Here is a 22,971-nt window from a genome sequence, read left to right on the forward strand (position 1 = left end):
CATCAGGCCATGGCATCCAGCACCTCGTCCGGAATGTCGGCGTTGGTGTACACCTCCTGCACGTCGTCCAGGTCCTCCAGCCGGTCGATCAGACGCATCACCTTCTCCGCGGTTTCGACGTCCAGGGGGGTGAGGGTCTCGGCGCGCATGGTGACCTCGGCGTTGTCCGGCTCGAGGCCGGCGGCCTCGATCGCCGCCTTGACCTCGGCAAAGTCCTCGGGGGTGGTCAGCACGTCGATGGAACCGTCATCGTTGGTGATCACGTCCTCGGCACCCGCCTCCAGCGCCGCCTCCATCACCGCGTCCTCGTCCACGCCCGGCGCGAAACTGAGGATGCCGGTCTTCTTGAACAGGTAGGCCACCGAGCCGTCGGTGCCCAGGTTGCCGCCGCTCTTGGTGAAGGCGTGACGCACTTCGGAGACGGTGCGGTTGCGGTTGTCGGTCATGCAATCGACCAGCACCGCCACACCGGCCGGGCCATAACCCTCGTAGCGGGCCTCCTCGTAGTTGGCACCTTCCAGCTCGCCGGCACCGCGCTTGCAAGCCTTGTCGATGGTGTCCTTGGGAATGTTGGCTCCCAGTGCCTTGTCGACGGCGAGGCGCAGGCGCGGACAGGCGGCCGGGTCCGAGGTCTTGCACTCGCGCGCCGCCACCGTGATCTCACGGATGAGCTTGGTCCAGATCTTGCCCCGTTTCTTGTCGTTGGCGGCCTTCTTGTGTTTGATGTTGGCCCACTTGCTGTGTCCTGCCATGACTGCCTCTCGCAACACTTCAAATGGCTGGCATTTTAGCACGGCGCCGGACCGAATCGGCAGGCGCGGCCTGCTTCCTCAGGCTTCGGGGCAAATCTTGCAGGGACCGTCCGCATCGAACCGCCCCTGGCGCAGGAAGTGGATGGCCTCTGCCGCCACCGCCCGGGACAGCAACAACCCGCTGTGGGTCACCGGCAGGCAGCAGCGCGCCGCCAGCAGTGGGTGAGCGGTCTCGGCCACCGCCACGGTACCATCGCTCGGCCCGCGCAGGCCGGGCAACAGCCGGCCGGGGCCCAGGGGACGGGTGCCGGCGATCAGGCCGGTCGCGGGCGGCGCCCCGGGCAGGCGCGCATCGCCCAGCAGCCCCTCGTCCCGGCTGTGGCCGAGCAGCCAGCGGCCGGGGGCGAACGCCGCCATGCGCCGCGCCAGGGCGCTGCCCCTGAGCGGGGTACCGAGCAGCACCAGCCGCTGCACCGGCAGCCCCGGCTCGTCGTGCAGCGCACGCAGGGCAACCAGGCCGCCCAGGCTGTGGGCGACGATCCCCAGCGGCTCGCCGAGGGCACGGACCTCGGCGATCAGCCGCCGCGCATTGACGGCCACCGGACGACGCACCGAAGGATAGGAAAAGAGGCGGGGAAGAAAACCGGCGCGGCGCAGCCGCCACGCGAGCAGACCCAGGCTGGCGGCCGGCATCCACACACCGTGGATCAGGAGCACGGGCTGCGGCGGTCCGTCTCCCGGCGGGGGCGAGACGGCCGCCATGGGATCAGGGCGAGACCTCGAGCATCCGCTCCAGGGCCAGCCGTGCCTGGGCCGCCTCCTCTGCCGGCACCTGGATGCGGTTCACCACCCGCCCCTCGACCAGGTTCTCCAGGGTCCAGCACAGGTGCTGGGGGTCGATGCGGAACATGGTCGAGCACATGCACACCGTGGGCGACATGAAGTGCACGTTCTTGCCCTCGTGCTTGTACTGCTGGTGCAGGCGGTTGACCAGGTTCAGCTCGGTACCGACCAGCCAGCGGGTGCCGGGTGCCGAATCGCGCACCGTCCTGATGATGAATTCCGTCGAGCCGACATAGTCCGACTTCTGGCAGACCTCGAAGCTGGCCTCGGGATGGGAGACCACCTTGGCCTCGGGATACCTGGCCTTGAAGGCGTCGATGTGCTCCGGGCGGAACATCTGGTGCACCGAGCAGAAACCCTTCCAGAGGATGATCCTCGCCTTGCGGATCTGCTCCGCGCTGAGACCGCCCATCGGCAGGTCGTAGTCCCAGACCACCATTTCCTCCAACGGCATGCCCATGGCATGGGCGGTATTGCGGCCCAGGTGCTGATCGGGGAAGAACAGCACCTTGTCCCGCCGGCCATAGGCCCATTCCAGCACATGGCGGGCGTTGGTGGAGGTGCAGACGATGCCGCCGTGACGGCCGCAGAAGGCCTTGAGGTCGGCAGCGGAATTGATGTAGGTGACGGGCGTGACCTGCTCGTCCGGCTCCAGCACCTCGGCCAGCTCGCGCCAGGCACGCTCGACCCGGGCCAGGTCGGCCATGTCGGCCATGGAGCAGCCGGCAGCCATGTCCGGGAGGATGGAGACCTGGTCGGGGCGCGAGAGGATGTCGGCCACCTCGGCCATGAAGTGCACGCCGCAGAAGACGATGTACTCGGCGCTGGAACTGGCCGCCTGGCGTGAAAGCTTCAGCGAATCGCCGCTGAAGTCGGCGTGGCGGAACACCTCCTCGCGCTGATAGTGATGGCCGAGGATGACCACCCGCTCACCCAGCGCCTCGCGCGCCGCCAGGATGCGTGCCTCGCAGGCCGCGTCATCGAGATGGGAATAGATATCCAGCGCTTCGGCCGTTGCCGCCATGACAGTCCTCCGCAAATCCGAGGGTGATCCGGTTGTGGAAAATATACTAGATGAAATCCCCCGTGGCAGTACCACTTTTTGAGTAGGGGAAAGCGACGGAGACTACCAAGATTGGGGATACAGGGGATTTTTCAAGCGGAACATCGATCGATAGCCACGAAACCCAGGGAAACTCTATCCCCGCCAAGACGCGCACGGGTCCGCGAAGACAAGGGCCCGATTTCTTTGTCGTGGGTTTAGTGGGTTTCGTGGCTATTATCCGTCAGCCTTCTCGGCCGCCGGCGGCTTGCGCAGGCGGATGCCGAGTTCCCGAAGCTGGCGCTCGCCGGCCGGTGAGGGGGCATTGGTCAGCAGGCAGGCGGCGCTCTGGGTCTTGGGGAAGGCCATGACGTCGCGGATCGAGGGCGAACCGGTCATCAGCATCACCAGCCGGTCGAGGCCGAAGGCCACGCCGCCATGGGGCGGACAGCCGTACTTGAGGGCATCGAGCAGGAAGCCGAACTTGTCGCGCGCCTCTTCCTCGCCGATGCCGAGCTGTTTCAGCACCTCGGCCTGGACGTGGGCGCGGTAGATGCGCATCGAGCCGCCGCCGACCTCGGTGCCGTTCAGCACCATGTCATAGGCGCGCGACAGGCAGCTGCCGGGGTCCGTGGCCAGGCGTTCGATGTCCTCCTCCCGGGGGGCGGTGAAGGGGTGATGCAGCGCCGTCCAGCGGTTTTCCTTGTCGTCCCACTCGAACATCGGGAAGTCGACCACCCACAGTGGCCGCCAGCCGTGTTCGACCAGGCCAAGGTCGTGACCGAGCTGCACGCGCAGCGCGCCCAGCGCCTCGTTGACGATCTTCGCCTTGTCGGCACCGAAGAAGATCAGGTCGCCGTCCTCGGCCCCGGTGCGGGCGAGGATACCGTCGATGGCCTCGTCCGGCAGGAATTTGAGAATCGGCGACTGCAGGCCCTCGCGCCCCTTGGCCACCTCGTTGACCTTGATGTAGGCCAGCCCCTTGGCGCCGTAACGGCCGACGAACCGGGTGTATTCGTCGATCTCCTTGCGCGTCAGGCGGTTGCCGCCGGGCACGCGCAGCGCCGCCACCCGGCCACGCGGGTCGGCCGCCGGCGCGGCGAAGACCTTGAACTCCACGCTGGCCATCAGGTCGCCGACGTCGGCCAGTTCCAGCGGGATGCGCAGGTCCGGCTTGTCGGAGCCGAAACGCGCCATGGCCTCGGCATAGCTCATCCGCGGGAAGGGATTGGGCAACGCCTCCTCCAGCACATGGGCGAACAGGTCACGGATCATCTCCTCCATCAGCGACATGATCTCGTCCTCGTCAAGGAACGAGGTCTCGATATCGAGCTGGGTGAACTCGGGCTGGCGATCGGCGCGCAGGTCTTCGTCGCGGAAGCAGCGCACGATCTGGTAATAACGGTCCATGCCGCTCATCATCAGCAGCTGCTTGAACAGCTGTGGCGACTGCGGCAGGGCGAAGAAGTGCCCCTGGTGGGTGCGGCTCGGCACCAGATAGTCGCGCGCGCCCTCTGGCGTGGTGCGGGTCAGCATCGGCGTCTCCATGTCCAGGAAGCCGTGCTGGTCGAGGAAATAGCGCAACTGGCGGGTGATCTCGGAACGCAGCCGCATGCGCTCGAACATCTCCGGCCGGCGCAGATCGATATACCGGTAACGCAGCCGCAGCTCCTCGCCGATGTCGTCCTCGTCGACCTGGAAGGGCGGCGTCTCGGCGGCGTTGAGGATCTCCAGTTCCTTGCCCAGCACCTCGATCTGCCCGGTCGCCATGTCCGGGTTCTCGGTGCCCTCGGGGCGACGCCGCACCCGGCCCTTGACCTGCAACACGTACTCGCTGCGCACCTTCTCCGCAATCAGGAAGGAATCCGGCGTGTCCGGATCGTAGACCACCTGGACGATGCCGCTGCGGTCGCGCAGGTCGATGAAGATCACCCCGCCGTGATCGCGCCGCCGGTGCACCCAGCCGCAGACGCTGACCTGTTCATCGATATGGGACTCGTTCAGCTCCCCGCAATAGTGGCTGCGCATGGAACTCATGATGACTGCAAACTCCTGGATCCGGGGGACACCCGGACGGGCCGGGTCAAAGGCGGGAATGTTACGGCGAAGGGCTCAATGGCGCAACCGAAGCCGGAGGATAGCCACGGAATCCACGGAAATATACTCGGGCTTACGGCGCCGCCATTAACCTTCGGTGTTTTCCGTGGATTCCGTGGCCATTGTGGACTCCGCAGCTATTAACGTCAGTGACAGCCGCAGCTGCCGGAACCGCAGCCGCCGGCGGGTTTGCTGTCGGAGGACTTCTTGGAGTCGGAGTCGGCGACGTTCTTCTTCTTGCCGGATTTGAAGTCGGTCTCGTACCAGCCGCCGCCCTTGAGGCGGAAACCGGCGGCCGAGATCTTCTTCTGCAGGGCGGATTCACCGCACTCGGGACAATCCTTCAGGGGTGCGTCGCTGAGCTTCTGCAGGGATTCCAGTTCGTGGCCGCAGTGGCCGCATTTGTATTCGTAGATCGGCATGGCTCTCACCTGTTTTCAATGGGTTACATTGCCCACGGACGCGGGGCGCGATGTTGGGCGCAAACATGGGGGTGAGCGCCTGAAAAGTCAAGCGACGCGAGTTCAGGACGAACTGCCCAGTCCCAGATCGATGTCGTCCTCGGTCTCCCGGGCCGCCTCCAGCGCCTTGAGCAGCTGACGGTGCTCGTTTTCGTCGAGGCCGAATTTCACGTAGCGCTCGGCGACCTCGCAGACCCGCTCCAGCGCCGCGTTGCGCCGTGCCAGATAGAGCAGCATGTGAGCCACACCCCGGGGATCCGCGTCCGCCTCGCGCAGGCGCTCGGCTTCGGCCAGCGCCGCCTCCATCTGCTCATTGCTCGGTTTCATGCTGCTTCCTCCCAACGCCTCCTGAACCCTACCCTACCGCAAATGCGGGATAGCGGCCATGGCATGCTGCAGACGCTTGCGGCCGCGGCAGGTTGTGTGACAATGTCGCGCCTTCGTTTCAGCCAGCAGCGAACGCCATGCTCAACAGCCGGCCCACGCAGATCCCCACCACCCGCGCCAGCGATCTGAAGACGCTGCGCTCACTGCTGCCCTTCCTCTGGCGCTACCGCGGCCGGGTGGCCCTGGCTCTCGGTTTCCTGGTGCTGGCCAAGGCCGCCAATGTCGGCATCCCGCTGCTGCTGAAGGACATCGTCGACAGCCTCGATGCCAGCCGCCATGCCGGTCTCCAGCTGCCACTGGCGCTGCTGCTCGGCTACGGCCTGCTGCGCCTGGCCAGCGCCCTGTTCAACGAGCTGCGCGACGCGATCTATGCGCGGGTCCGCCACGGCGCCATGCGCAGCGTCTCGACGCGGGTGCTGGACCACCTGCACCAGCTGTCACTGCGTTACCACCTGGAACGCAAGACCGGCGGCATCGTGCGCGACATGGAGCGCGGCACCCGCGCCGTCAGCTCGCTGCTCAACTACATGGTGTTCAACATCCTGCCGACGCTGATCGAGGTGACCATGATCGCCGGCATCCTGCTCACCAAGTACGATCCCTGGTTCGCGATCATCACCTTCGCCTCGGTGGCGGTGTACATCGGCTTTACCTTCCTGATCACCGAATGGCGCATGAAGCACCGGGTGCGCATGAATCAGATGGACTCCCTTGCCAACAGTCAGGCGGTGGACAGCCTGATCAATTACGAGACCGTCAAGTACTTCGGCAACGAGGGCCATGAGCTGCGCCGTTACGACCACAGCCTGGGTCAGTGGGAGGATGCCGCGGTGAAGAGCCAGACCTCGCTCTCGGCGCTGAACGTCGGCCAGGCCGGGATCATCGCCGTCGGCGTCACCCTGCTGATGACCCTGGCCTCCCAAGGGGTGGTCGACGGCGAGTTGACCATCGGCGACCTGGTTCTGGTCAACGCCTTTCTGCTGCAGATGTTCATCCCGCTGAACTTTCTCGGCATCGTCTACAGCCAGCTCAAGCATGCCCTGGCCGATCTCAAGCAGATGTTCGAGGTCCTGGAGACCGAACCCGAGATCCGCGACCGCCCGGGCGCCACGCCCCTGGTGGTGGGCGACGGCGAGGTACGCTTCGAGCAGGTCCACTTCGCCTACGACCCGGACCGCCCCATCCTCAAGGGCATCAGCTTCGTCATCCCGCCGAGCCGCAAGCTGGCGGTGGTCGGCCCCAGCGGGGCCGGCAAATCGACCCTGGCGCGGCTGCTGTTCCGCTTCTACGAGGTCGAGGCGGGGCGCATCCTGATCAATGGCCAGGACATCCGTGACGTGACCCAGGCCAGCCTGCGGGCGGCGATCGGCATCGTGCCGCAGGACACGGTGCTGTTCAACGACACCCTGTACTACAACATCGCCTATGCCCGGCCCGAGGCCAGTTACGAGGAGGTGGTCGAGGCGGCCCGGCTGGCCAACATCCATGACTTCATCATCAGCCTGCCCAAGGGATACCAGACCCTGGTGGGGGAACGTGGCCTGAAACTCTCTGGCGGCGAGAAACAACGCGTCGCCATTGCCCGCGCCATCCTCAAGCAGCCGAAGATCCTGGTCTTCGACGAGGCCACCTCCAGCCTGGATTCACGTTCGGAACAGTTGATCCTCGAAGCCCTGCGCCGGGTCGCGGCCGATCACACCACCCTGGTCATCGCCCATCGCCTGTCGACCATCGTCGATGCCGACCACATCCTGGTGATGGACGACGGGCGCATCGTCGAACAGGGCAGCCATGCCGAACTGCTGGAGAGCGCCGGCATCTACGCCCAGCTATGGCGACTGCAGCAGCAGGAGGAAAGGGGCCAGGAGCTTGAAGCTGGGAGTTAGGAGCTGGGAGTTAGGAGCTGGGAGCTGGGAGCTGGAAGAGCGGGCAGTGCCCGCCTCGATCGCGGCCTGGAGGCCGCTCCTACACCATATTGTGCCGCCACGCCCCGTAGGAGCGGTCTCCAGGCCGCGATACCCGGAGTCAATCGAATAGGCGCAACCTGTACCGTTGATGGCCGCCACGGCCCTGGATAACAGGATGAACGCCGATCATACGGGCCGCCTTGGTGCAATATGCGGGCTAGGAGCTGGGAGTCAGAAGGGTGGGCACAGCCCGCCCTTCTGACTTCTGACTTCTGACTTCTGACTTCTGACTTCTGACTTCTGACTTCTGACTTCTGACTTCTGACTTCTGACTTCTGACTTCTGACTTCTGACTTCTGACTTCTGAATTCTGGATCCCGGACCCCGGATCCTAGCCTCCACCTTCCTCTTCCTCCTCCCGCTGCCGGCGGCGCTGCTCCGTCTCCTTGCTCAGCAGGTGGCTGCAAAGCAGGTCGCGATCGTTCTCCCTGATGTACTCGTAGGAGATGGCCACCTGCCAGGGATGACTGCCGCCCATCGGCGAGCGTTCGCAGTACACCACCCGCGCCGCCATCAGGATACCGACCATGCTCGGCAACAGGACCAGCCGAAACTCGAGCAGATCGTCGGGCTGGTATTCCGTCGCCGAGGGAAACACCAGACCGCAGGCACTGACGTTGATCCGCCTCGGTTCGGCATCGATATCGGCCATGGATTCCATGACGAACAGGCGGGCCAGTTGGTTGAGCTTCTGATCCATCATCCGCAGATAGCGCCCCATCTCCGGGGCGTTGAAGGCAAACCCCTGCAGCATGCGGTTCATGATCCGCGAGTTGGAGGCAAAGGTAGCGGCCACCGTGAAGCGGTCCGGCAAGCGGTCCGCCACCCTCTCCTTCAGCCCCTCCAGCTCAGCCTCGTCGATCGGCCGGCAGCTGATGAAGGCCTCGTCCTCGACGCGGAAAAATCTGCGCCGCTCCTCGCAGGGTCGCTTCTCCTGCTCCGCTTTCATGACAGTCTCCTCACCTCCACCCTTCAAGGCACACCCGCCGACTTCGTCCCCGCGACAGGCGGTGCGGCTACGAATGGGTCTTCATCGACCATCTGCCCGGGCTGCCGTGGGGCTGCCCCCAGGCCCGGTGTGGCCTCGACACCGGAGAGCGGCAGTTCGTTGGCCGTTTCCAGATCATCACCCTGCACGAAGAGGATCTCCACCCGCCGGTTCTTGGCCCGATTGGCAGGACTGTCGTTGGGCACCAGCGGCTGGGTGTCGGCTCGTCCCTCGATGCTGATGCGTTGCGGCTGGATGCCGGCCTCGTCGATCAGTTCGTGCACCACCGAGACGGCACGCGCCGCGGACAGCTCCCAGTTGGAGCGATAGCGCTCGGTGAAGATGGGAATGTTGTCGCTATGGCCAGACACCACCAGCTTGCCGTCCACGCCCTTGAGGATCTCGCCCACGCGCAGCAGGATCGGCCGGAAGGATTCACGCAGGTAGGCGCTGCCGGAGGGGAAGGAGGCCTTCTCGCGGATGCGAATGATGATCCGCTTGTCCGTGCTCTCCACCTCCACGGCCCCGCTCTTGATCTCGGCGCGCAGCGCCTTGCGAATCTGCTCGGCCGTCTTCTGCAGCCGCTTGCGCTGTTCTGCAGCCTTGCGCGCCTTGAGCAGCTCCATGGCATCCGCCTTGGGCATCATCACCAGCTCCTCGCGGGTGATCTCCTCCTGCCCCTGCTGCTTCTGGGCGCCCTTCTCCAGGCCGTCGTGCCCGGACTCGGGGCGCGAACCGCCACCCTTGCGGCCCTGCTTGCCATCGTGACTCTTGCGGCGCCTGTCCCCCGTGTCCAGGAACTGCTTCATGGTGTCGGTGGTCATCTGCTCGACGATGTTGAAGGGGGTCGGGTCGGGACGCCCGGCACTGAATTCCTGGGCGATGATGTTGATGCCCTTGGGGGGTTCCTTGACCTTGTGCTTGCGCTGCACGCCAAAGGCCTCGCGCATGGAGCCGGCGATCTGCTTGTACTTGGCCACATCCATCTCGGAGAAGGACAGCAGCAGGACGAAGAAGCACATCAGCAGCGACATCAGGTCGGCAAAGGTCATCACCCAGGCCGGCGCACCCTCGTCTTTCTTCTTCTCCGGCGGGCACCCGTCATCCATTACCGTCTATCTCCTGGAAGCTACCGCCGCTCAGGCGGCCTCTTTCTCATCGACCAGGTCGCGCTTGCTGGGGGGCAGATAGGTCTTCAGCAGTTCCTCCATGACCCGCGGATTGATGCCCTCCTGGATGCCGTTGATGGCCTCCAGGATAAGGTTCTTGTTGAGTCGCTCCTCCATGGTGCGATGGGCCAGCTTGTCGGCGATCGGCAGGGCGAAGGCATTGGCGATGATGGCGCCATAGAGGGTGGTGAGCAGCGCCACCGCCATGGCCGGACCGATCTGCTTGGGGTCGTCCATGTTGGAAAGCATCTGCACCAGGCCGATCAGGGTACCGATCATGCCCATGGCCGGGGCCATGTCGCCCAGCGCCTTGAAGATCGCCTGGCCCCGCTCGTGGCGTTCGATGGTCAGGTTGATGTCCTTGTTCAGCATGCTGCGCACGAACTCCGGCTCGTGGCCGTCGACGCAGAACTGGATGCCGCGCTTGAGGAACTCGTTGCTGATCTCCTGGTTCTCCAGACCCAGCACGCCCTCCTTGCGTGCCACGTTGGCCAGCGCCACCCCTTCGCGGATCAGCTCGTCCGGATTCTCTGTCTTGTGGATGAAGGCCTTGAGCGCCACCTTGAAGGCGCCCAGAAAATGGCTCAGCGGGAACTTGATCAACACCGCCATGACCGTGCCGCCGAGCACGATCAGCAGCGAGGGAACGTTGATGAACACCAGGGCATCGCCGCCGGTGACGATGGCGGCGATGATGATACCGAAGGCGCCGAGCATGCCGATCAGGGTTGCGAGATCCACCTGCTATCTCTCCACGTCGCTGCAGAAGTCGAGGGGAATAGCGTTGCACGGCCCGACACGGGCTGCCCGGCCGCAGGCCGATCGGCCCCGGCGACACTGTTCAGATTGCATGAGCGGCCATCCAGTCACTTTTTGCTGACAACATTCCATGGTGGCGGCCGGCCCCCGTCCGGCCCGGCTGCGGGTTCTTCACCCTCAGACCCCTTATCGCCCTCCGGCGCCGATTCTTGAGCGCCGCCCACGGCGGCAGGCATGGGTTAGAATGGGGGCCAGACCACCCCGCGGCTGAGGACAGCCCATGACAGAAGAGACTGGAAATCAAAAGCTTGACGAAACCTCGGCATCCCGCTCGCTGCGCGTGAAACGGATCGGTATCGACACCTACCGCGAGAACGTGGCCTATTTGCACCGCGACTGCGCCGTGTACCGGGCGGAAGGCTTCCAGGCCCTTTCCAAGATCGAGATCACCGATGGCGGACGCCGCATCCTGGCCGTGCTCAACGTGGTCGACGATGACCACATCGTCAATCCCGGGGAACTGGGCCTGGCCGAGCAGGCCTTCGACCAGTTCGGCAGCGCCGAGGGCGACGCGGTGCGGGTCGCCCACGCCGAGCCACCGACCTCGATGGAGGCGGTGCGGCGCAAGATGAACGGCGAGCGGCTGGACGCCGACGACTTTCTGGCCATTGCCCGGGACATCGTCGACAACCGCTACTCGAAGATGGAAATGGCCGCCTTCCTGGTCTCCACCGGACAGAACGGCCTGGATCGGGACGAGATCCTCTATCTCACCCAGGCGATGGTCGCCTCCGGTGAGCGGCTCGACTGGGACGAACCGCTGGTGGCCGACAAGCACTGCATCGGCGGCATCCCCGGCAACCGCACCTCGATGCTGGTGGTGCCGATCATCGCCGCCCACGGCATGCTGATCCCCAAGACCTCGAGCCGCGCCATCACCTCACCGGCAGGCACCGCCGACACCATGGAGGTGCTGGCCGAGGTGGAACTGCCGCCCGAACGGCTGCACGAGCTGGTACGCCATCACCGTGGCTGCCTGGCCTGGGGCGGCACCGCCCAGCTCGCCCCGGCGGACGACATCCTGATCTCGGTGGAACGTCCGCTGGGCATCGACTCCCAGGGACAGATGGTCGCCTCCATCCTCTCCAAGAAACTGGCCGCCGGCTCCACCCACCTGCTGATCGACATCCCGGTCGGCCCCACCGCCAAGGTGCGGCACATGGGGCAGGCACTGGCCCTGCGCAAGCTGTTCGAGTTCGTCGGCGACCGCAGCGGCCTGCACCTGGAGGTGGTGATCACCGACGGCCGCCAGCCGATCGGCCGCGGCATCGGCCCGGTGTTGGAGGCACGCGACGTCATGCAGGTGCTGGAGAACCATCCCGAGGCGCCGGCCGACCTGCGCCAGAAAGCCCTGCATCTGGCCGGGCGCATCCTGGAGTTCGACCCGGACGTGCGCGGCGGCTCCGGTTATGCCATCGCCCGCGACATCCTCGAATCCGGCCGCGCCCTGACCAAGATGAACGCCATCATCGACGCCCAGGGGCGCCACAAGACCCGGTTCGAGCCGGGGCCGCTGCGTTTCGAGGTCTGCGCCCCGCACGACGGCCTGGTCACCGCCATCGACAACTACCAGCTGGCGCGCATCGCCCGCATCGCCGGCGCGCCGATGGGCAAGGGTGCCGGTGTCGACCTGCTGAAGAAGGTCGGCGACGACGTCAGTGCCGGCGAACCCATCTATCGGGTGCATGCCGAGGTTCGTGCCGACTTCGAATTCGCCCGCAGCCTCACCGACCGGGAATCGGGCTACAGCTTCGGTAACGAGCTGCCACCTGACGCGCCGCTGCCGCCGTTCTAGCCAGCGCAACAATGAGACCGGGATGAAGGACGGACACAACCCCAGGAACAGCCCGCTGCTGCTCGGTTTCCCCGAGTACGAGGCGCCGGCGCAACGTCTGGCCACGGCACTCGGCACCGACTACGCGCCGGTCGAGGTGCACCATTTCCCGGACGGTGAGAGCCGGGTACGGCTGCCGCCCAGCCTGCCAGCCGAGGTGATCCTCTGCCGCAGCCTGAACGATCCCAATGGCCGGCTGGTGGAACTGCTGCTGGCCGCCGCCACGGCCCGGGAACTGGGTGCGAGACGGCTGAGCCTGGTCGCCCCCTATCTCTGCTACATGCGTCAGGACACCGCCTTTCACCCCGGCGAGGCGGTCAGCCAGCGCATCGTCGGCCGCTGGCTGGCCGAACACCTGGACCGGCTGGCCACCGTCGACCCCCACCTGCATCGCACCGCGCAGCTGGCCGACGCCGTACCCGTAGCCGAGGCAATCACGCTCAGCGCCGCGCCGCTGATCGGGGCCTTCATCAAGCACCGCCTGGGCAGCCCCCTGCTGCTCGGCCCGGACGAGGAGTCGGCGCAGTGGGTGGCCTCGGCGGCCCGCCCCCACGGCCTCGACTACGGAGTGGCCCGCAAGCAACGCCATGGTGACCTCGAGGTGGAGATCGAACTGCCGCCGCTGGCGGTGGCCGGACGTGAAGTGGTGCTGGTCGACGACGTCGCCAGCAGCGGCCACACCCTGGCCGTGGCAGCCAAGCGGCTGCACGAGGCCGGCGCGGCAACCGTGCATGCGGTGGTCACCCATGCCCTGTTCGCCGGCGACGCCCTGGAGGTGATGCGTGAGGCCGGCATCACCTCGGTATGGAGCACCGACAGCATCCCTCACTCGAGCAACGCCATCGAGCTGGCTCCGCTGCTCGCCAGCGGCCTGCAGGCCATCTATTGACCCGGCCGATGTTCTCCCCCGCCTACTTCATTGCCTTCATCACCCTGCTGATCGTGCTCATGGCACTGATCCAGATCGGCCTGCTGTCGATCGCCTTCGAGAAGCTCGGCCTCTCCCCCAACACCGGTTTCCTGCTGCTGCTCGCCTCGCTGTTCGGCAGCGGCATCAACCTGCCGCTGGCCCGGGTCAGGGCCGAACCCTCCGAGCCCGGCCAGATCCCGCCCTACCTGCGTGGCCTGCTGCGCCAGCCGCCGCAACCCTTCAGCGGCCAGACCCTGATCGCCATCAACATCGGCGGCTGCGTGATCCCTGTGGCCTTCTCCCTCTACCTGCTCAGCCATCACCCCTTGCCGCTCTCCCAGGCGCTGCTCGGCATCCTCCTGGTCAGCGCCGTAAGCTATGCCTTCAGCCGGCCCATCCCCGGTCTCGGCATCGCCATGCCGGCGCTGCTCGCGCCCATCACCGCGGCCCTCGCCGCCCTGCTCATCAACCCGGCAATGAGCCCGCCGCTGGCCTACGTCGCCGGCACCCTGGGCGTGCTGATCGGCGCCGACCTGCTGCACATGAAGGACGTGCGCCACCTCGGCACCCCGGTGGTCAGCATCGGCGGCGCCGGCACCTTCGACGGCATCTTCATCACCGGCATCGTCGCAGTCCTCCTCGCCTGAGCGGGGATAGCCACGGAACCCGGGAGGCAGCTGAACACGCAGATTGGGCAAAGGAGCGTGGCGACGTACCCAATATCGACACCTCAACAAAAGAAATAGCCACGAAATCCACGGAAAACACGGACTTGTTTATTGCGACGCGCACGCTTCACGCGGCGTCGTGAAAGCCAAGTCCTTTTCCGTGTTTTCCGTGGGTTCCGTGGCTATCATTGCGAACCCATGAACCAAGACCGGAAAAGCATCCTCATCACCGGCTGCTCCAGCGGCATCGGCCACCACTGCGCCCACGGCCTGCAAAAGCGCGGCTGGCGGGTATTCGCCGGGGCGCGCAAGGCGGAAGACGTGCAGCGGCTGAAGGACGAAGGCCTGGAGGCGCTACCACTGGACCTGGACGACAGCGCCTCCATCGCTGCGGCGGTGGACCTGGTGCTGGAACGCAGCGGCGGCCGCCTCGACGCCCTGTTCAACAACGCCGGCTACGGCCAGCCGGGGGCAGTGGAGGACCTGAGCCGGGCAACGCTGCGCGCCCAGTTCGAGAGCAACGTCTTTGGCACCCTGGAACTGACCAACCGGATCATCCCGCTGATGCGCGCCCAGGGACAGGGGCGCATCGTGCAGAACAGCTCGGTGCTGGGCTTCGTCGCCCTGCCCTACCGAGGGGCCTACAATGCCAGCAAGTACGCCCTGGAGGGCCTCTACGACACCCTGCGGCTGGAACTGGCCGGCAGCGGCATCCACTGCGTGCTGATCGAGCCCGGCCCCATCGAGAGCCGCTTTCGCGAGCATGCCTACGCGATGTTCCGGCGTCACATCGATGCCGAGCACAGCGTGCATCGTGAGCGCTATGCCGCCATGGTGCGACGCCTCACCCGGCCGGGACCGGCGGCCCCCTTCACCCTTGGCCCCGATGCGGTGCTGAAGAAACTGCTCCATGCCCTGGAAAGCCCCCGTCCCAGACCGCGCTACTACGTGACCTTCCCCACCTGGCTGTTCGGCACGCTCAAGCGGCTGCTCGGCAGCCGCGCCCTGGACCGCGTGCTGCTGGGCGTGTCGCGCGGCGAGCATCGCGCCTGACCCGGATGTTGCACCAAGGATTCGATGCTCAGGGCAAAGCCACCACCTCAGGCGTCGGCGACGATCAGCGGCACCCGCATCTCGTCCTCGCTGAGGCCGCTATGCACCCCCGTGAAGAAGAACGGCTTCTCGCCAGACAGATAGTCCTTGATCACGTGGCGCCCCTTCATCAGCAGCACATAGTCGCCGACGCGCCGCGCCAGTTGCGGATGCGGCTCACCCAGGCCGAACCAGCCCCGCTCGATGAGATCCTCGGCCCGGCGCAGCTCGCAGTAGCTGTCCAGGACGTCAGCGACATAACGCTCGAAGGCCGCCTCCCGCCCGGGACGCACGTAGCAGTAGGCGGCGCGTGGCTCGCCGCACAGTGGCAGGGCCAGGCATTCGGCGAGCTGCGGATGGTCCTCCAGCAACAGATAGTGCGCCGGGCCGGAGTCGATGAAGCCGTGATCCGCCACCACCAGAACCCGGGTGTCGCTGCCGGCACAGGCAGCAAGGAATTCTGCAAACAGGCGGTCGAACTCCGTCAGCAGCTCGGCGCATGCCCGGCTCGCCACCCCCTCACGGTGGGCCATGGCATCGAATTCCGACCAGTAGGCATAGGTGAACTGCCGGCCACGGCCGCCATGCAGGCGCTGCAACAGGCGCTCGAAGAGGACCGCCGGCTGCTGATAGCCGATGCGTGGCGTTCTCCCGGCGGTGGCGCGGCTGAAGGGTGAATCGGCGATCCAGGCCTCGGTGATTATCGCGCTATCCACCGGCAGGCGATCGAACAGCGGCGGCGCACCGAGCAGGCGCCCGGGCTCGAAGCCGGCGGCGGCCAGGTCCAGTCCGCCGGCCCGGCTGCGGAAAGGCAGGATGCTGGTCACCATGCCCAGCTCGCGCAGCCACATGAACCAGCCGCTGATGGCGTGCTGCTGGGGACCGACGCCGGTGAACAGGCTGGTCACCGCACTGGCAGTGGTGCTCGGAAAGACCGAACTCAGGGCAACGCGCAATCCGGCAGCGAGGCGGCTGTGGGGATGCGCCTGGCGAAGGTGATTGAAGCCCAGTCCATCGATGACCAGCAGCACCAGGTTGCGACAGTCCTGCAACTCCCGACCGGGCAGGCATTCGAGTTGCGGATAGAGCCCGGCATCGAGCCCCAATCCGACGCGAATGCTGCTCATCAGATTGACGATGCTGCTACCCCGGTAATCCGGCCCCTGCATGGCACTTCCCCTTTCCTGCGTTTCTTGCAGCAGCCGCGGTAATGCCGCTGCCCACCAGCCCATCCATTCTGTTCGGGAATCCGCGCCAGGGAAAGGGGACCGAGGGACCCATCGGGGACCGCAATTCCGTTGAAGGCAAACCACTGCTCATGAAAAGAGCCGGGGATCGGTCGCAACATACGCCCGCGAATCGAAGCGATGCACGACACGTGCCTCTGTTCCAGGGTCTGTCCGATCAAACCTGGCTATGGCAATTGATCAGGGTCCCCCAGTAAATACCCTAATAAAAGTGTCTATACAGCCCTGCCGACAACGGCCGCTATGGCCTCCAGGGACGATTTCCAGCGGCCGGACCCGCCGGCCGCAACCAGCAGGAGGCAGACAACGTCATGCAAGTTCAAGCCTTTATCGATCACGGCCGGACCTGGACCCTGACCTATCTGGTCTATGACGAAGACACCGGTGATGCCATCGTCATCGACCCCATCCTCGACCTGGACACCACCCCCTGGCGCACCTCCACGGCCTCGCTGGATCGGCTGCTTGCCGCCATCCACGAACGGCAGCTGCACGTTCACTGGATCTTCGACACCCACGTGCACGCCGATCACATCAGCGGCTCCGCCACGCTAAAGCAGCGCCTCGGCGCGCCCATGGCGATCGGCGCCAACATCCGCCGCGTCCAGGCGATCTTCAAGGAAACCTTCAACCTGCCGGCGAGCTTCCCCACCGACGGCAGCCAGTTCGACCGCCTGCTGAACGACGGCGACGAAATCCATGCCGGCAGCCTGAAGGTGCGGGTGCTGCACACCCCCGGCCACACGCCGGCCTGCTGCACCTATCAGATCGGAGATGCGCTGTTCACCGGTGACGTGCTGTTCCTGCCAGACGTGGGCGTGGCGCGCTGCGACTTCCCCGATGGCAGTGCACGCGACCTCTACCGCTCGGTGAGACGCCTCTACGAGTTCCCCGACGAGACCCGGGTGTTCGTGGGCCATGACTACCCACACGGCCGGGATTTCTTCTACGAAACCAGTATCGGTGCAAGCAAGGCCTCCAACATCGACCTGCCGGAGAGCATCGACGAGGACAGTTTCGTCGCCAACATCGAGGCACGTGATGCCGGCCTGCCGGCTCCGCGGCTGCTGTTTCCCAGCCTGCAACTGAACATCAATGCCGGCGCGCTGCCGAAGCCGGAGGACAACGACATTGCCTATCTCAAGGTACCCCTGAACTACCTGTGAACAGATCGACGCGCGGCCGGGAGAGGCGCCAAAGGAGAAGACCCGATGATGAGCAAAAAGATGGAACACGTGCTGGACAACCTGTCCCGGCATTACATGCCCTTCACACTGCTGTCCCCCGAGCGCCTGTCGGAAGTGGTCAGCGTGGTGCGTTTCGTGGAGCTGCGGGAAGGCGAGATCCTGCAGATCCGCGGCGGCAAGGCCAACGACTACCTGTACGTGGTGGAAGGCCAGCTGGAAGTCATCCAGTGTGGCTCGGTGCGCTCCTTCTGCGGTCCCCAGGACACCCGCTCCAGACCCTTCATCCTGCCCAGCGAACCGAACACGGCAACCATCCTGGCCCGGCAGGACTCCATCATCTGCCATGCCGACCGGGAGATGCTCGACAACCTGATCGCCTGGGACGAGGTGGTGCACCTGAGCGAGGAGACCGACGCCGAGCTGCACGAACGCCTGGAACTGGTACGCAACTCCCTGGTGTTCCGCCGCCTGCCGCTGGAGGTGGTGGAGACCGCCTTCAAGCGGATGGAGGTGGTGGAGGTCAAGGCCGGTGAGAACATCATCACCATGGGCGAGGACGGCGACGCCTACTACATCATCCACAAGGGCACGGCCGAGACCTACCAGATGGGTCTGTACGACGACCAGCCGGTGAAGGTGGCGGAGCTCGGTGAGGGCGATGCCTTCGGCTGCGAGGCACTGATCTCGGGCAACAAGCGCTGCGAGACCGTGGTGGCCAGCAGCGACTGCACCTTGCTGGCGCTCAACCACGAGGTGTTCGACGAGATCATCCGCAATCCCCTGATCAAGACCGTGCACCCCAGCGTGGCCCGAACCATGGTCGAGACGGGTTACAAGCTGATCGACGTCCGCTACGCCGAGGAATTCGACGACCACCACATCCCCGGCGCCATCCTCATTCCCCTCTACGAGCTGCGCAACCGGATGGATGAACTGGACCCCAACGAACGTTACATCGTCTACTGCCACGCCGGCGGACGCAGCGCGGTGGCGACCCTGATCCTGGCCCAGAACCAGTTCGATGTCGTCAGCCTGGAGGGTGGCATCCGCGATTGGCCCTTCGAGACGGTCAGCATCGAGGAAGAGGCCCCGCCGCCCCAGGCTGCCATTGCCTGACAGCCGGTGCCGCCCCGGCACGCGCTGGCCGACCTGGAAGCAGACGAAAAAAAGCCCCGCCAGGCGGCGGGGCATTGCCTGAATGGGCGGTGAGCAGAGTCACCGTTATCAGGTGGAGGAGTCACACAGTTCCAACCGTTGTCACGATCGTCACTGTATGCTTAATACATAGTAGCCACACTGCCATAAATCAAGGGCAGCGGCGCAGATATTGACCCGGCCACCCAATATGCCGGAAATATGCCGGGATCAGGCCGCGGACTCCGTGGCCCGACCCTTGCGGAACGCCAGCTCGCCACCCTCCAGCTCCACTTCGATCACATCACCCGGCAGGAATTCGCCGGCGAGGATCTTCTGTGCCAGCGGATTCTCCAGCTGATGCTGGATGGCCCGCTTCAGCGGCCGGGCACCGTACACCGGATCGAATCCGGCCTCGCCCAGCCTGTCGAGTGCCGCCTCGCTGATCTCCAGCCGCATCTCACGCTCGGCCAGCCGCTGCCGCAGGTGGTCGATCTGGATATTGGCAATCGAACGAATCTGCTCGCGGCCCAGCGGATGGAACACCACCGTCTCGTCGATGCGGTTGATGAACTCCGGCCGGAAGTGCTGGCCAACGATCTCCAGCACCGCGGTCTTCATCGCCTCGTAGTCGTTGGTGTGCGCCATCTCCTGGATGAGCTGCGAACCCAGATTCGAGGTCATGACGATCACCGTGTTGCGGAAGTCCACGGTCCGCCCCTGGCCATCCGTGAGACGACCGTCGTCGAGCACCTGCAGCAGCACGTTGAACACGTCCGGGTGGGCCTTCTCGACCTCGTCGAGCAGGATCACCGAATAGGGCTTGCGCCGCACCGCCTCGGTCAGATAGCCGCCCTCCTCGTAGCCGACGTAGCCCGGCGGGGCACCGATCAGCCGCGCCACCGAATGCTTCTCCATGAACTCCGACATGTCGATGCGCACCATGGCGTCCTCGGTGTCGAACAGGAACTCGGCCAGCGCCTTGGTCAGCTCGGTCTTGCCGACACCGGTCGGACCGAGGAACAGGAAGGAACCGTTCGGCCGGTTGGGATCGGCGAGCCCGGCGCGCGAGCGGCGGATGGCATCGGACACGGCCTTGACCGCCTCGTCCTGGCCCACCACGCGCTTGCGGATCTCGTCCTCCATGCGCAGCAGCTTGTCGCGCTCGCCCTCGAGCATCTTGGACACCGGAATGCCGGTCCACTTGGAGACCACCTCGGCGATCTCCTCGTCGGTGACCTTGTTGCGCAACAGTTTCATCTCCTGGGTCTCGGCCTGGGCTGCTCGCTCCAGCTGCTTCTCCAGCTCCGGGATCTTGCCGTACTGCAGCTCGCCTGCCCGCGCCAGGTCACCGGCACGCTGGGCGGTTTCCAGCTCCATGCGCGCCCGCTCCAGCTCTTCCTTGATGTGATGGGTGCCCTGCACCGCGGCCTTCTCGGCCTTCCAGATCTCCTCCAGATCGGAGTACTCGCGCTCCAGCTTGGCGATCTCGTCCTCCAGACTGGCCAGGCGTTTCTTGGAGGCCTCGTCGGTCTCCTTCTTCAGCGCCTCGCGCTCGATCTTGAGCTGGATCAGACGCCGTTCGAGCCGGTCCAGCGCCTCCGGCTTGGAGTCGATCTCCATGCGGATGCGCGAGGCCGCCTCGTCGACCAGGTCGATGGCCTTGTCCGGCAGCTTGCGGTCGGTGATGTAGCGGTGCGAGAGGGTGGCTGCAGCAACGATCGCCGGGTCAGTGATCTCCACACCGTGGTGCACCTCGTAACGCTCCTTGAGGCCGCGCAGGATGGCGATGGTGTCCTCCACGCTCGGCTCGTCGACCAGCACCTTCTGGAAACGGCGTTCCAGCGCCGCATCCTTCTCGATGTACTGGCGGTATTCGTCCAGGGTGGTGGCACCCACGCAATGCAGCTCACCGCGCGCCAGGGCCGGCTTGAGCATGTTACCGGCATCCATGGCGCCTTCGGCCTTGCCGGCGCCGACCATGGTATGCAATTCGTCGATGAAGAGGATGATCTGCCCCTCCTGCTTGGCCAGATCGGTGAGCACCGCCTTGAGGCGCTCCTCGAACTCGCCGCGGAACTTGGCACCGGCGATCAGCGCGCCCATGTCCAGCGACAGCAGACGCTTGTTCTTCAGCCCCTCGGGCACCTCGCCGTTGACGATGCGCTGGGCCAGCCCCTCGACGATGGCGGTCTTGCCAACGCCAGGCTCGCCGATCAGCACCGGGTTGTTCTTGGTGCGCCGCTGCAGTACCTGAACAGTGCGGCGGATCTCGTCGTCACGGCCGATCACCGGATCGAGCTTGCCCTGCTCGGCCCGTTCGGTGAGATCGATGGTGTATTTCTCCAGCGCCTGACGCTGGTCCTCGGCATTGGGGTCGTCCACCTTCTGACCACCGCGCAGCTTGTCGATGGCCTCCTCGATCAGGCTCTTGGTGGCACCCGCCTTGCGCAGCAGATCACCGAGCGGCCCCTTGTCCTCCACCGCTGCGAGCACGAACAGCTCGCTGGAGATGTACTGGTCGTTGCGCTGCTGGGCCAGCTTGTCGGTGAGATTGAGCAGCCGGTTGAGGTCGTTGGAGATGTGCACCTCGCCGGCCACACCGGACACCTGCGGCAGCTTGTCCAGCATCTCGTTCAGCTGCGAACGCAGCAGATTGACGTTGACGTCGGCCTGGGTGAGCAGGTGGCGGACGGTGCCGCCCTCCTGGTCGAGCAGGGCGACCAGGACGTGGGCCGGTTCGATGAACTGATGGTCCCGCCCCACGGCCAGGCTCTGGGCGTCGGCCAGCGCCATCTGGAATTTACTGGTGAGCTTGTCCATTCGCATGGTGTCGCGTCTCCGAATCTTGTCGTTGAAATGGGTTACTGGCTCTCAGATGGGGGGCCGGCAAAACCTTTTCAAGGCCAGGGCCGTCGCCACAGGCGACACAGAAGCGATTGATCGGCAAGAGAAAGCGCGCCGGGGCACGTCAGAGGAAGCTGCCTGCCCCCAGCAGATGGCGGCGCCAGTAGGGATTGTCGAGCCGCGCCCGGGAGACGCGCTTGCCGCTCGACGGGGCATGGATGAACTCGCCATTGCCCGCATAGATGCCGATGTGCCGGCCCTTGCCGCCGATGCGGAAGAACAGCAGATCACCGGGGCGCAGCCGGTCCAGCAGCACCGGACGGGCGGCGGCGAACTGGTCGCGGGTGGTGCGCGGGACGCGGATGCCGGCGCGGCGATGGGTGAAGTACACCAGACCGCTGCAGTCGAAACCACGGCGGTCGGTGCCGCCGTAGCGATAGGGCACACCGAGCTGGCGGCCGGCCTCGGCCAGCACCTGACGGCGCAGCGGCGACAGCGCGGCCGCTTCCGCCGGGACGGCGGATGCCACCCGCGGCGGGGTGGCGCCAGGCGGGACCGTCTGCCCGGCGCAGGCGGCCAGCAGCAGTCCCAGCACGGACACTCCGATCAGCCGCCGGCCTGTCTGTCGTCGCATCGGTCTCCCTCCTGTTCTCTCCCCATCAGCGGCAGCGCCAGCCAGCGGCTTGAGGGCTGCCTCAGGCCGGGGAAGGCTTGTTATTAACCCGGCAACGGTATATACCGTTGCCGGGTTAATATTGCCGGGCCGAATATGACATCATTGTCCAACCAGCCCGCCAAGCCCGAGGAGGCCGCCGAGCCCATGACCCGCGTCGACTTCTACGTGCTGCCCACGGCCGGCCCGCAGGACCGCGCCCGACTCGTCTGCCGGCTGACAGAGAAGGCCTACCTGCAGGGTCACCGCATCTACATCCACACCGACTCGGCGGCCAGCGCGGCCCAGCTCGACGAACTGCTGTGGACCTTCAGCCAGGGCAGCTTCCTGCCCCACGGGCTGGCCGGCGAGGTGGACGCGGCAGAGACGGCCATCCTGCTCGGTCACGATCACGAACCCGAGACCCACAACGAGGTGCTGATCAACCATGCCCATGAGGTGCCGCTGTTCTTCGGCCGCTTCGAACGGGTCGCCGAGCTGGTCGACCAGCAGCCGGAGCACCTGCAGCAGGCCCGGCAACGCTACAGCTTCTACCGGGAGCGCGGCTATGCGCTCAATTCGCACAAGCTGAAAGGCTGATGACATGGACGGGAACGGCCAGATCCCCGAGCTGCACAGCGTAATCCGTGCCCCCGAGGCCGGGGCGGACGAGGAAGCGGCCGCGGCCCGACTGCTGCCGGCACTGCGCGCGCTGGTTGCCGAGGAGAGCGCCGCGGTGCTGGCCGAGGCCGCCGAGGAGATCCAGCGCCGGGTCGAACGGCGCCTGCCCGAACTGCTGGCGAGCCTCGCCGAGAGCCGTCGCGACTGACCGGCAGACCGCCTGTGACACTGCCGGAAAAGCACCCGCCCAGCCA

Annotated in this window: 21 protein-coding genes; 9 read left to right on the forward strand and 12 right to left on the reverse strand. The window is 65.7% G+C overall.

The genetic code is table 11. The features are described 5' to 3' along the window. Positions 1-2 precede the first annotated feature (2 nt). The 6 genes from QVG61_RS10700 to QVG61_RS10725 all read right to left on the reverse strand — a co-directional run bounded on the left by QVG61_RS10700 (position 3) and on the right by QVG61_RS10725 (position 5,522). On the reverse strand, positions 3-752 hold the full coding sequence (locus QVG61_RS10700) for a YebC/PmpR family DNA-binding transcriptional regulator (RefSeq protein WP_289930628.1): 750 nt from the start codon (positions 750-752) through the stop codon (positions 3-5). Positions 753-830: 78 nt separating this feature from the next. Then, entirely contained in the window at positions 831-1,469 is a 639-nt protein-coding gene (locus QVG61_RS10705) for an alpha/beta fold hydrolase (RefSeq protein ID WP_289930629.1), read from the reverse strand. A 49-nt stretch (positions 1,470-1,518) separates the two neighbouring features. Next, positions 1,519-2,619: a quinolinate synthase NadA gene (nadA, locus tag QVG61_RS10710; protein ID WP_289930630.1), complete on the reverse strand. Its 1,101-nt coding sequence runs from the start codon at positions 2,617-2,619 to the stop codon at positions 1,519-1,521. A 255-nt stretch (positions 2,620-2,874) separates the two neighbouring features. Continuing rightward, a complete protein-coding gene (aspS, locus tag QVG61_RS10715; protein WP_289932769.1) occupies positions 2,875-4,665 on the reverse strand; it encodes an aspartate--tRNA ligase in 1,791 nt (596 codons plus the stop codon). Between the two features lie 215 nt (positions 4,666-4,880). Next, positions 4,881-5,156, reverse strand: a complete 276-nt coding sequence (locus QVG61_RS10720; protein ID WP_289930631.1) for a zinc ribbon domain-containing protein — start codon at positions 5,154-5,156, stop codon at positions 4,881-4,883. Positions 5,157-5,258: 102 nt separating this feature from the next. Continuing rightward, positions 5,259-5,522 (reverse strand): hypothetical protein, encoded by a 264-nt coding sequence (locus QVG61_RS10725; RefSeq protein WP_289930632.1) that lies wholly within the window; start codon positions 5,520-5,522, stop codon positions 5,259-5,261. A gap of 137 nt (positions 5,523-5,659) precedes the next feature. On the opposite strand from QVG61_RS10725, the gene QVG61_RS10730 reads away from it, so the two are divergent. After that, positions 5,660-7,468 (forward strand): ABC transporter ATP-binding protein/permease, encoded by a 1,809-nt coding sequence (locus QVG61_RS10730; RefSeq protein WP_289930633.1) that lies wholly within the window; start codon positions 5,660-5,662, stop codon positions 7,466-7,468. Positions 7,469-7,880: 412 nt separating this feature from the next. Here QVG61_RS10730 and QVG61_RS10735 read toward each other — a convergent pair whose 3' ends face one another. Genes QVG61_RS10735 through pomA form a run of 3 tightly spaced genes read right to left on the reverse strand, consistent with a single transcriptional unit; the run spans position 7,881 to position 10,447 of the window. Further along, positions 7,881-8,498, reverse strand: a complete 618-nt coding sequence (locus QVG61_RS10735) for a hypothetical protein (protein WP_289930634.1) — start codon at positions 8,496-8,498, stop codon at positions 7,881-7,883. A gap of 23 nt (positions 8,499-8,521) precedes the next feature. Next, positions 8,522-9,646 carry a type VI secretion system protein TssL, long form gene (gene tssL, locus QVG61_RS10740; RefSeq protein ID WP_289930635.1) on the reverse strand — a complete coding sequence of 375 codons (1,125 nt, stop codon included), beginning with the start codon at positions 9,644-9,646 and terminating at the stop codon, positions 8,522-8,524. Positions 9,647-9,676: 30 nt separating this feature from the next. Further along, the gene (gene pomA, locus QVG61_RS10745) at positions 9,677-10,447 is read right to left on the reverse strand and encodes a flagellar motor protein PomA (protein WP_289930636.1); all 771 of its coding nucleotides are present in this window, start codon (positions 10,445-10,447) and stop codon (positions 9,677-9,679) included. 298 nt (positions 10,448-10,745) lie between these two features. On the opposite strand from pomA, the gene QVG61_RS10750 reads away from it, so the two are divergent. From QVG61_RS10750 to QVG61_RS10765, 4 genes are all read left to right on the forward strand, one after another. After that, on the forward strand, positions 10,746-12,320 hold the full coding sequence (locus tag QVG61_RS10750) for a thymidine phosphorylase family protein (RefSeq protein WP_289930637.1): 1,575 nt from the start codon (positions 10,746-10,748) through the stop codon (positions 12,318-12,320). A gap of 22 nt (positions 12,321-12,342) precedes the next feature. Continuing rightward, positions 12,343-13,248 carry a ribose-phosphate diphosphokinase gene (locus QVG61_RS10755; RefSeq protein WP_289930638.1) on the forward strand — a complete coding sequence of 302 codons (906 nt, stop codon included), beginning with the start codon at positions 12,343-12,345 and terminating at the stop codon, positions 13,246-13,248. A gap of 8 nt (positions 13,249-13,256) precedes the next feature. After that, entirely contained in the window at positions 13,257-13,916 is a 660-nt protein-coding gene (locus tag QVG61_RS10760; protein ID WP_289930639.1) for a DUF1614 domain-containing protein, read from the forward strand. Between the two features lie 219 nt (positions 13,917-14,135). Continuing rightward, the gene (locus tag QVG61_RS10765) at positions 14,136-14,990 is read left to right on the forward strand and encodes an SDR family oxidoreductase (protein ID WP_289930640.1); all 855 of its coding nucleotides are present in this window, start codon (positions 14,136-14,138) and stop codon (positions 14,988-14,990) included. Between the two features lie 47 nt (positions 14,991-15,037). Here QVG61_RS10765 and QVG61_RS10770 read toward each other — a convergent pair whose 3' ends face one another. Next, the gene (locus tag QVG61_RS10770; protein ID WP_289930641.1) at positions 15,038-16,198 is read right to left on the reverse strand and encodes an alkaline phosphatase family protein; all 1,161 of its coding nucleotides are present in this window, start codon (positions 16,196-16,198) and stop codon (positions 15,038-15,040) included. A 389-nt stretch (positions 16,199-16,587) separates the two neighbouring features. On the opposite strand from QVG61_RS10770, the gene QVG61_RS10775 reads away from it, so the two are divergent. Both QVG61_RS10775 and QVG61_RS10780 read left to right on the forward strand, forming a co-directional pair. Continuing rightward, a complete protein-coding gene (locus tag QVG61_RS10775; RefSeq protein WP_289930642.1) occupies positions 16,588-17,442 on the forward strand; it encodes an MBL fold metallo-hydrolase in 855 nt (284 codons plus the stop codon). 45 nt (positions 17,443-17,487) lie between these two features. Next, the gene (locus tag QVG61_RS10780) at positions 17,488-18,579 is read left to right on the forward strand and encodes a cyclic nucleotide-binding domain-containing protein (protein WP_289930643.1); all 1,092 of its coding nucleotides are present in this window, start codon (positions 17,488-17,490) and stop codon (positions 18,577-18,579) included. Positions 18,580-18,828: 249 nt separating this feature from the next. Here QVG61_RS10780 and clpB read toward each other — a convergent pair whose 3' ends face one another. Beyond that, positions 18,829-21,426, reverse strand: coding sequence for an ATP-dependent chaperone ClpB (gene clpB, locus QVG61_RS10785; protein WP_289930644.1), 2,598 nt, complete (start codon positions 21,424-21,426; stop codon positions 18,829-18,831). A gap of 142 nt (positions 21,427-21,568) precedes the next feature. Beyond that, positions 21,569-22,078, reverse strand: coding sequence for a C40 family peptidase (locus QVG61_RS10790; protein ID WP_289930645.1), 510 nt, complete (start codon positions 22,076-22,078; stop codon positions 21,569-21,571). Between the two features lie 144 nt (positions 22,079-22,222). On the opposite strand from QVG61_RS10790, the gene QVG61_RS10795 reads away from it, so the two are divergent. Beyond that, on the forward strand, positions 22,223-22,696 hold the full coding sequence (locus tag QVG61_RS10795; protein ID WP_289930646.1) for a DNA polymerase III subunit chi: 474 nt from the start codon (positions 22,223-22,225) through the stop codon (positions 22,694-22,696). A 4-nt stretch (positions 22,697-22,700) separates the two neighbouring features. Next, a complete protein-coding gene (locus QVG61_RS10800) occupies positions 22,701-22,925 on the forward strand; it encodes a hypothetical protein (RefSeq protein WP_289930647.1) in 225 nt (74 codons plus the stop codon). Positions 22,926-22,971 lie beyond the last annotated feature (46 nt).

Source organism: Thiohalobacter sp. IOR34, from assembly GCF_030406045.1.
Classification (GTDB): Bacteria; Pseudomonadota; Gammaproteobacteria; order Thiohalobacterales; family Thiohalobacteraceae.

What these genes read in the sequence shown, in the direction of transcription:
- QVG61_RS10700 (WP_289930628.1), bottom strand. Translation starts at nt 752, where the DNA reads ATGGCAGGACACAGCAAGTGGGCCAACATCAAACACAAGAAGGCCGCC.
- nadA (WP_289930630.1), bottom strand. Translation starts at nt 2,619, where the DNA reads ATGGCGGCAACGGCCGAAGCGCTGGATATCTATTCCCATCTCGATGAC.
- aspS (WP_289932769.1), bottom strand. Translation starts at nt 4,665, where the DNA reads ATGCGCAGCCACTATTGCGGGGAGCTGAACGAGTCCCATATCGATGAA.
- QVG61_RS10720 (WP_289930631.1), bottom strand. Translation starts at nt 5,156, where the DNA reads ATGCCGATCTACGAATACAAATGCGGCCACTGCGGCCACGAACTGGAA.
- QVG61_RS10725 (WP_289930632.1), bottom strand. Translation starts at nt 5,522, where the DNA reads ATGAAACCGAGCAATGAGCAGATGGAGGCGGCGCTGGCCGAAGCCGAG.
- QVG61_RS10730 (WP_289930633.1), top strand. Translation starts at nt 5,660, where the DNA reads ATGCTCAACAGCCGGCCCACGCAGATCCCCACCACCCGCGCCAGCGAT.
- QVG61_RS10735 (WP_289930634.1), bottom strand. Translation starts at nt 8,498, where the DNA reads ATGAAAGCGGAGCAGGAGAAGCGACCCTGCGAGGAGCGGCGCAGATTT.
- tssL (WP_289930635.1), bottom strand. Translation starts at nt 9,646, where the DNA reads ATGGATGACGGGTGCCCGCCGGAGAAGAAGAAAGACGAGGGTGCGCCG.
- QVG61_RS10750 (WP_289930637.1), top strand. Translation starts at nt 10,746, where the DNA reads ATGACAGAAGAGACTGGAAATCAAAAGCTTGACGAAACCTCGGCATCC.
- QVG61_RS10755 (WP_289930638.1), top strand. Translation starts at nt 12,343, where the DNA reads ATGAAGGACGGACACAACCCCAGGAACAGCCCGCTGCTGCTCGGTTTC.
- QVG61_RS10760 (WP_289930639.1), top strand. Translation starts at nt 13,257, where the DNA reads ATGTTCTCCCCCGCCTACTTCATTGCCTTCATCACCCTGCTGATCGTG.
- QVG61_RS10765 (WP_289930640.1), top strand. Translation starts at nt 14,136, where the DNA reads ATGAACCAAGACCGGAAAAGCATCCTCATCACCGGCTGCTCCAGCGGC.
- QVG61_RS10770 (WP_289930641.1), bottom strand. Translation starts at nt 16,198, where the DNA reads ATGCAGGGGCCGGATTACCGGGGTAGCAGCATCGTCAATCTGATGAGC.
- QVG61_RS10775 (WP_289930642.1), top strand. Translation starts at nt 16,588, where the DNA reads ATGCAAGTTCAAGCCTTTATCGATCACGGCCGGACCTGGACCCTGACC.
- QVG61_RS10780 (WP_289930643.1), top strand. Translation starts at nt 17,488, where the DNA reads ATGATGAGCAAAAAGATGGAACACGTGCTGGACAACCTGTCCCGGCAT.
- clpB (WP_289930644.1), bottom strand. Translation starts at nt 21,426, where the DNA reads ATGCGAATGGACAAGCTCACCAGTAAATTCCAGATGGCGCTGGCCGAC.
- QVG61_RS10790 (WP_289930645.1), bottom strand. Translation starts at nt 22,078, where the DNA reads ATGCGACGACAGACAGGCCGGCGGCTGATCGGAGTGTCCGTGCTGGGA.
- QVG61_RS10800 (WP_289930647.1), top strand. Translation starts at nt 22,701, where the DNA reads ATGGACGGGAACGGCCAGATCCCCGAGCTGCACAGCGTAATCCGTGCC.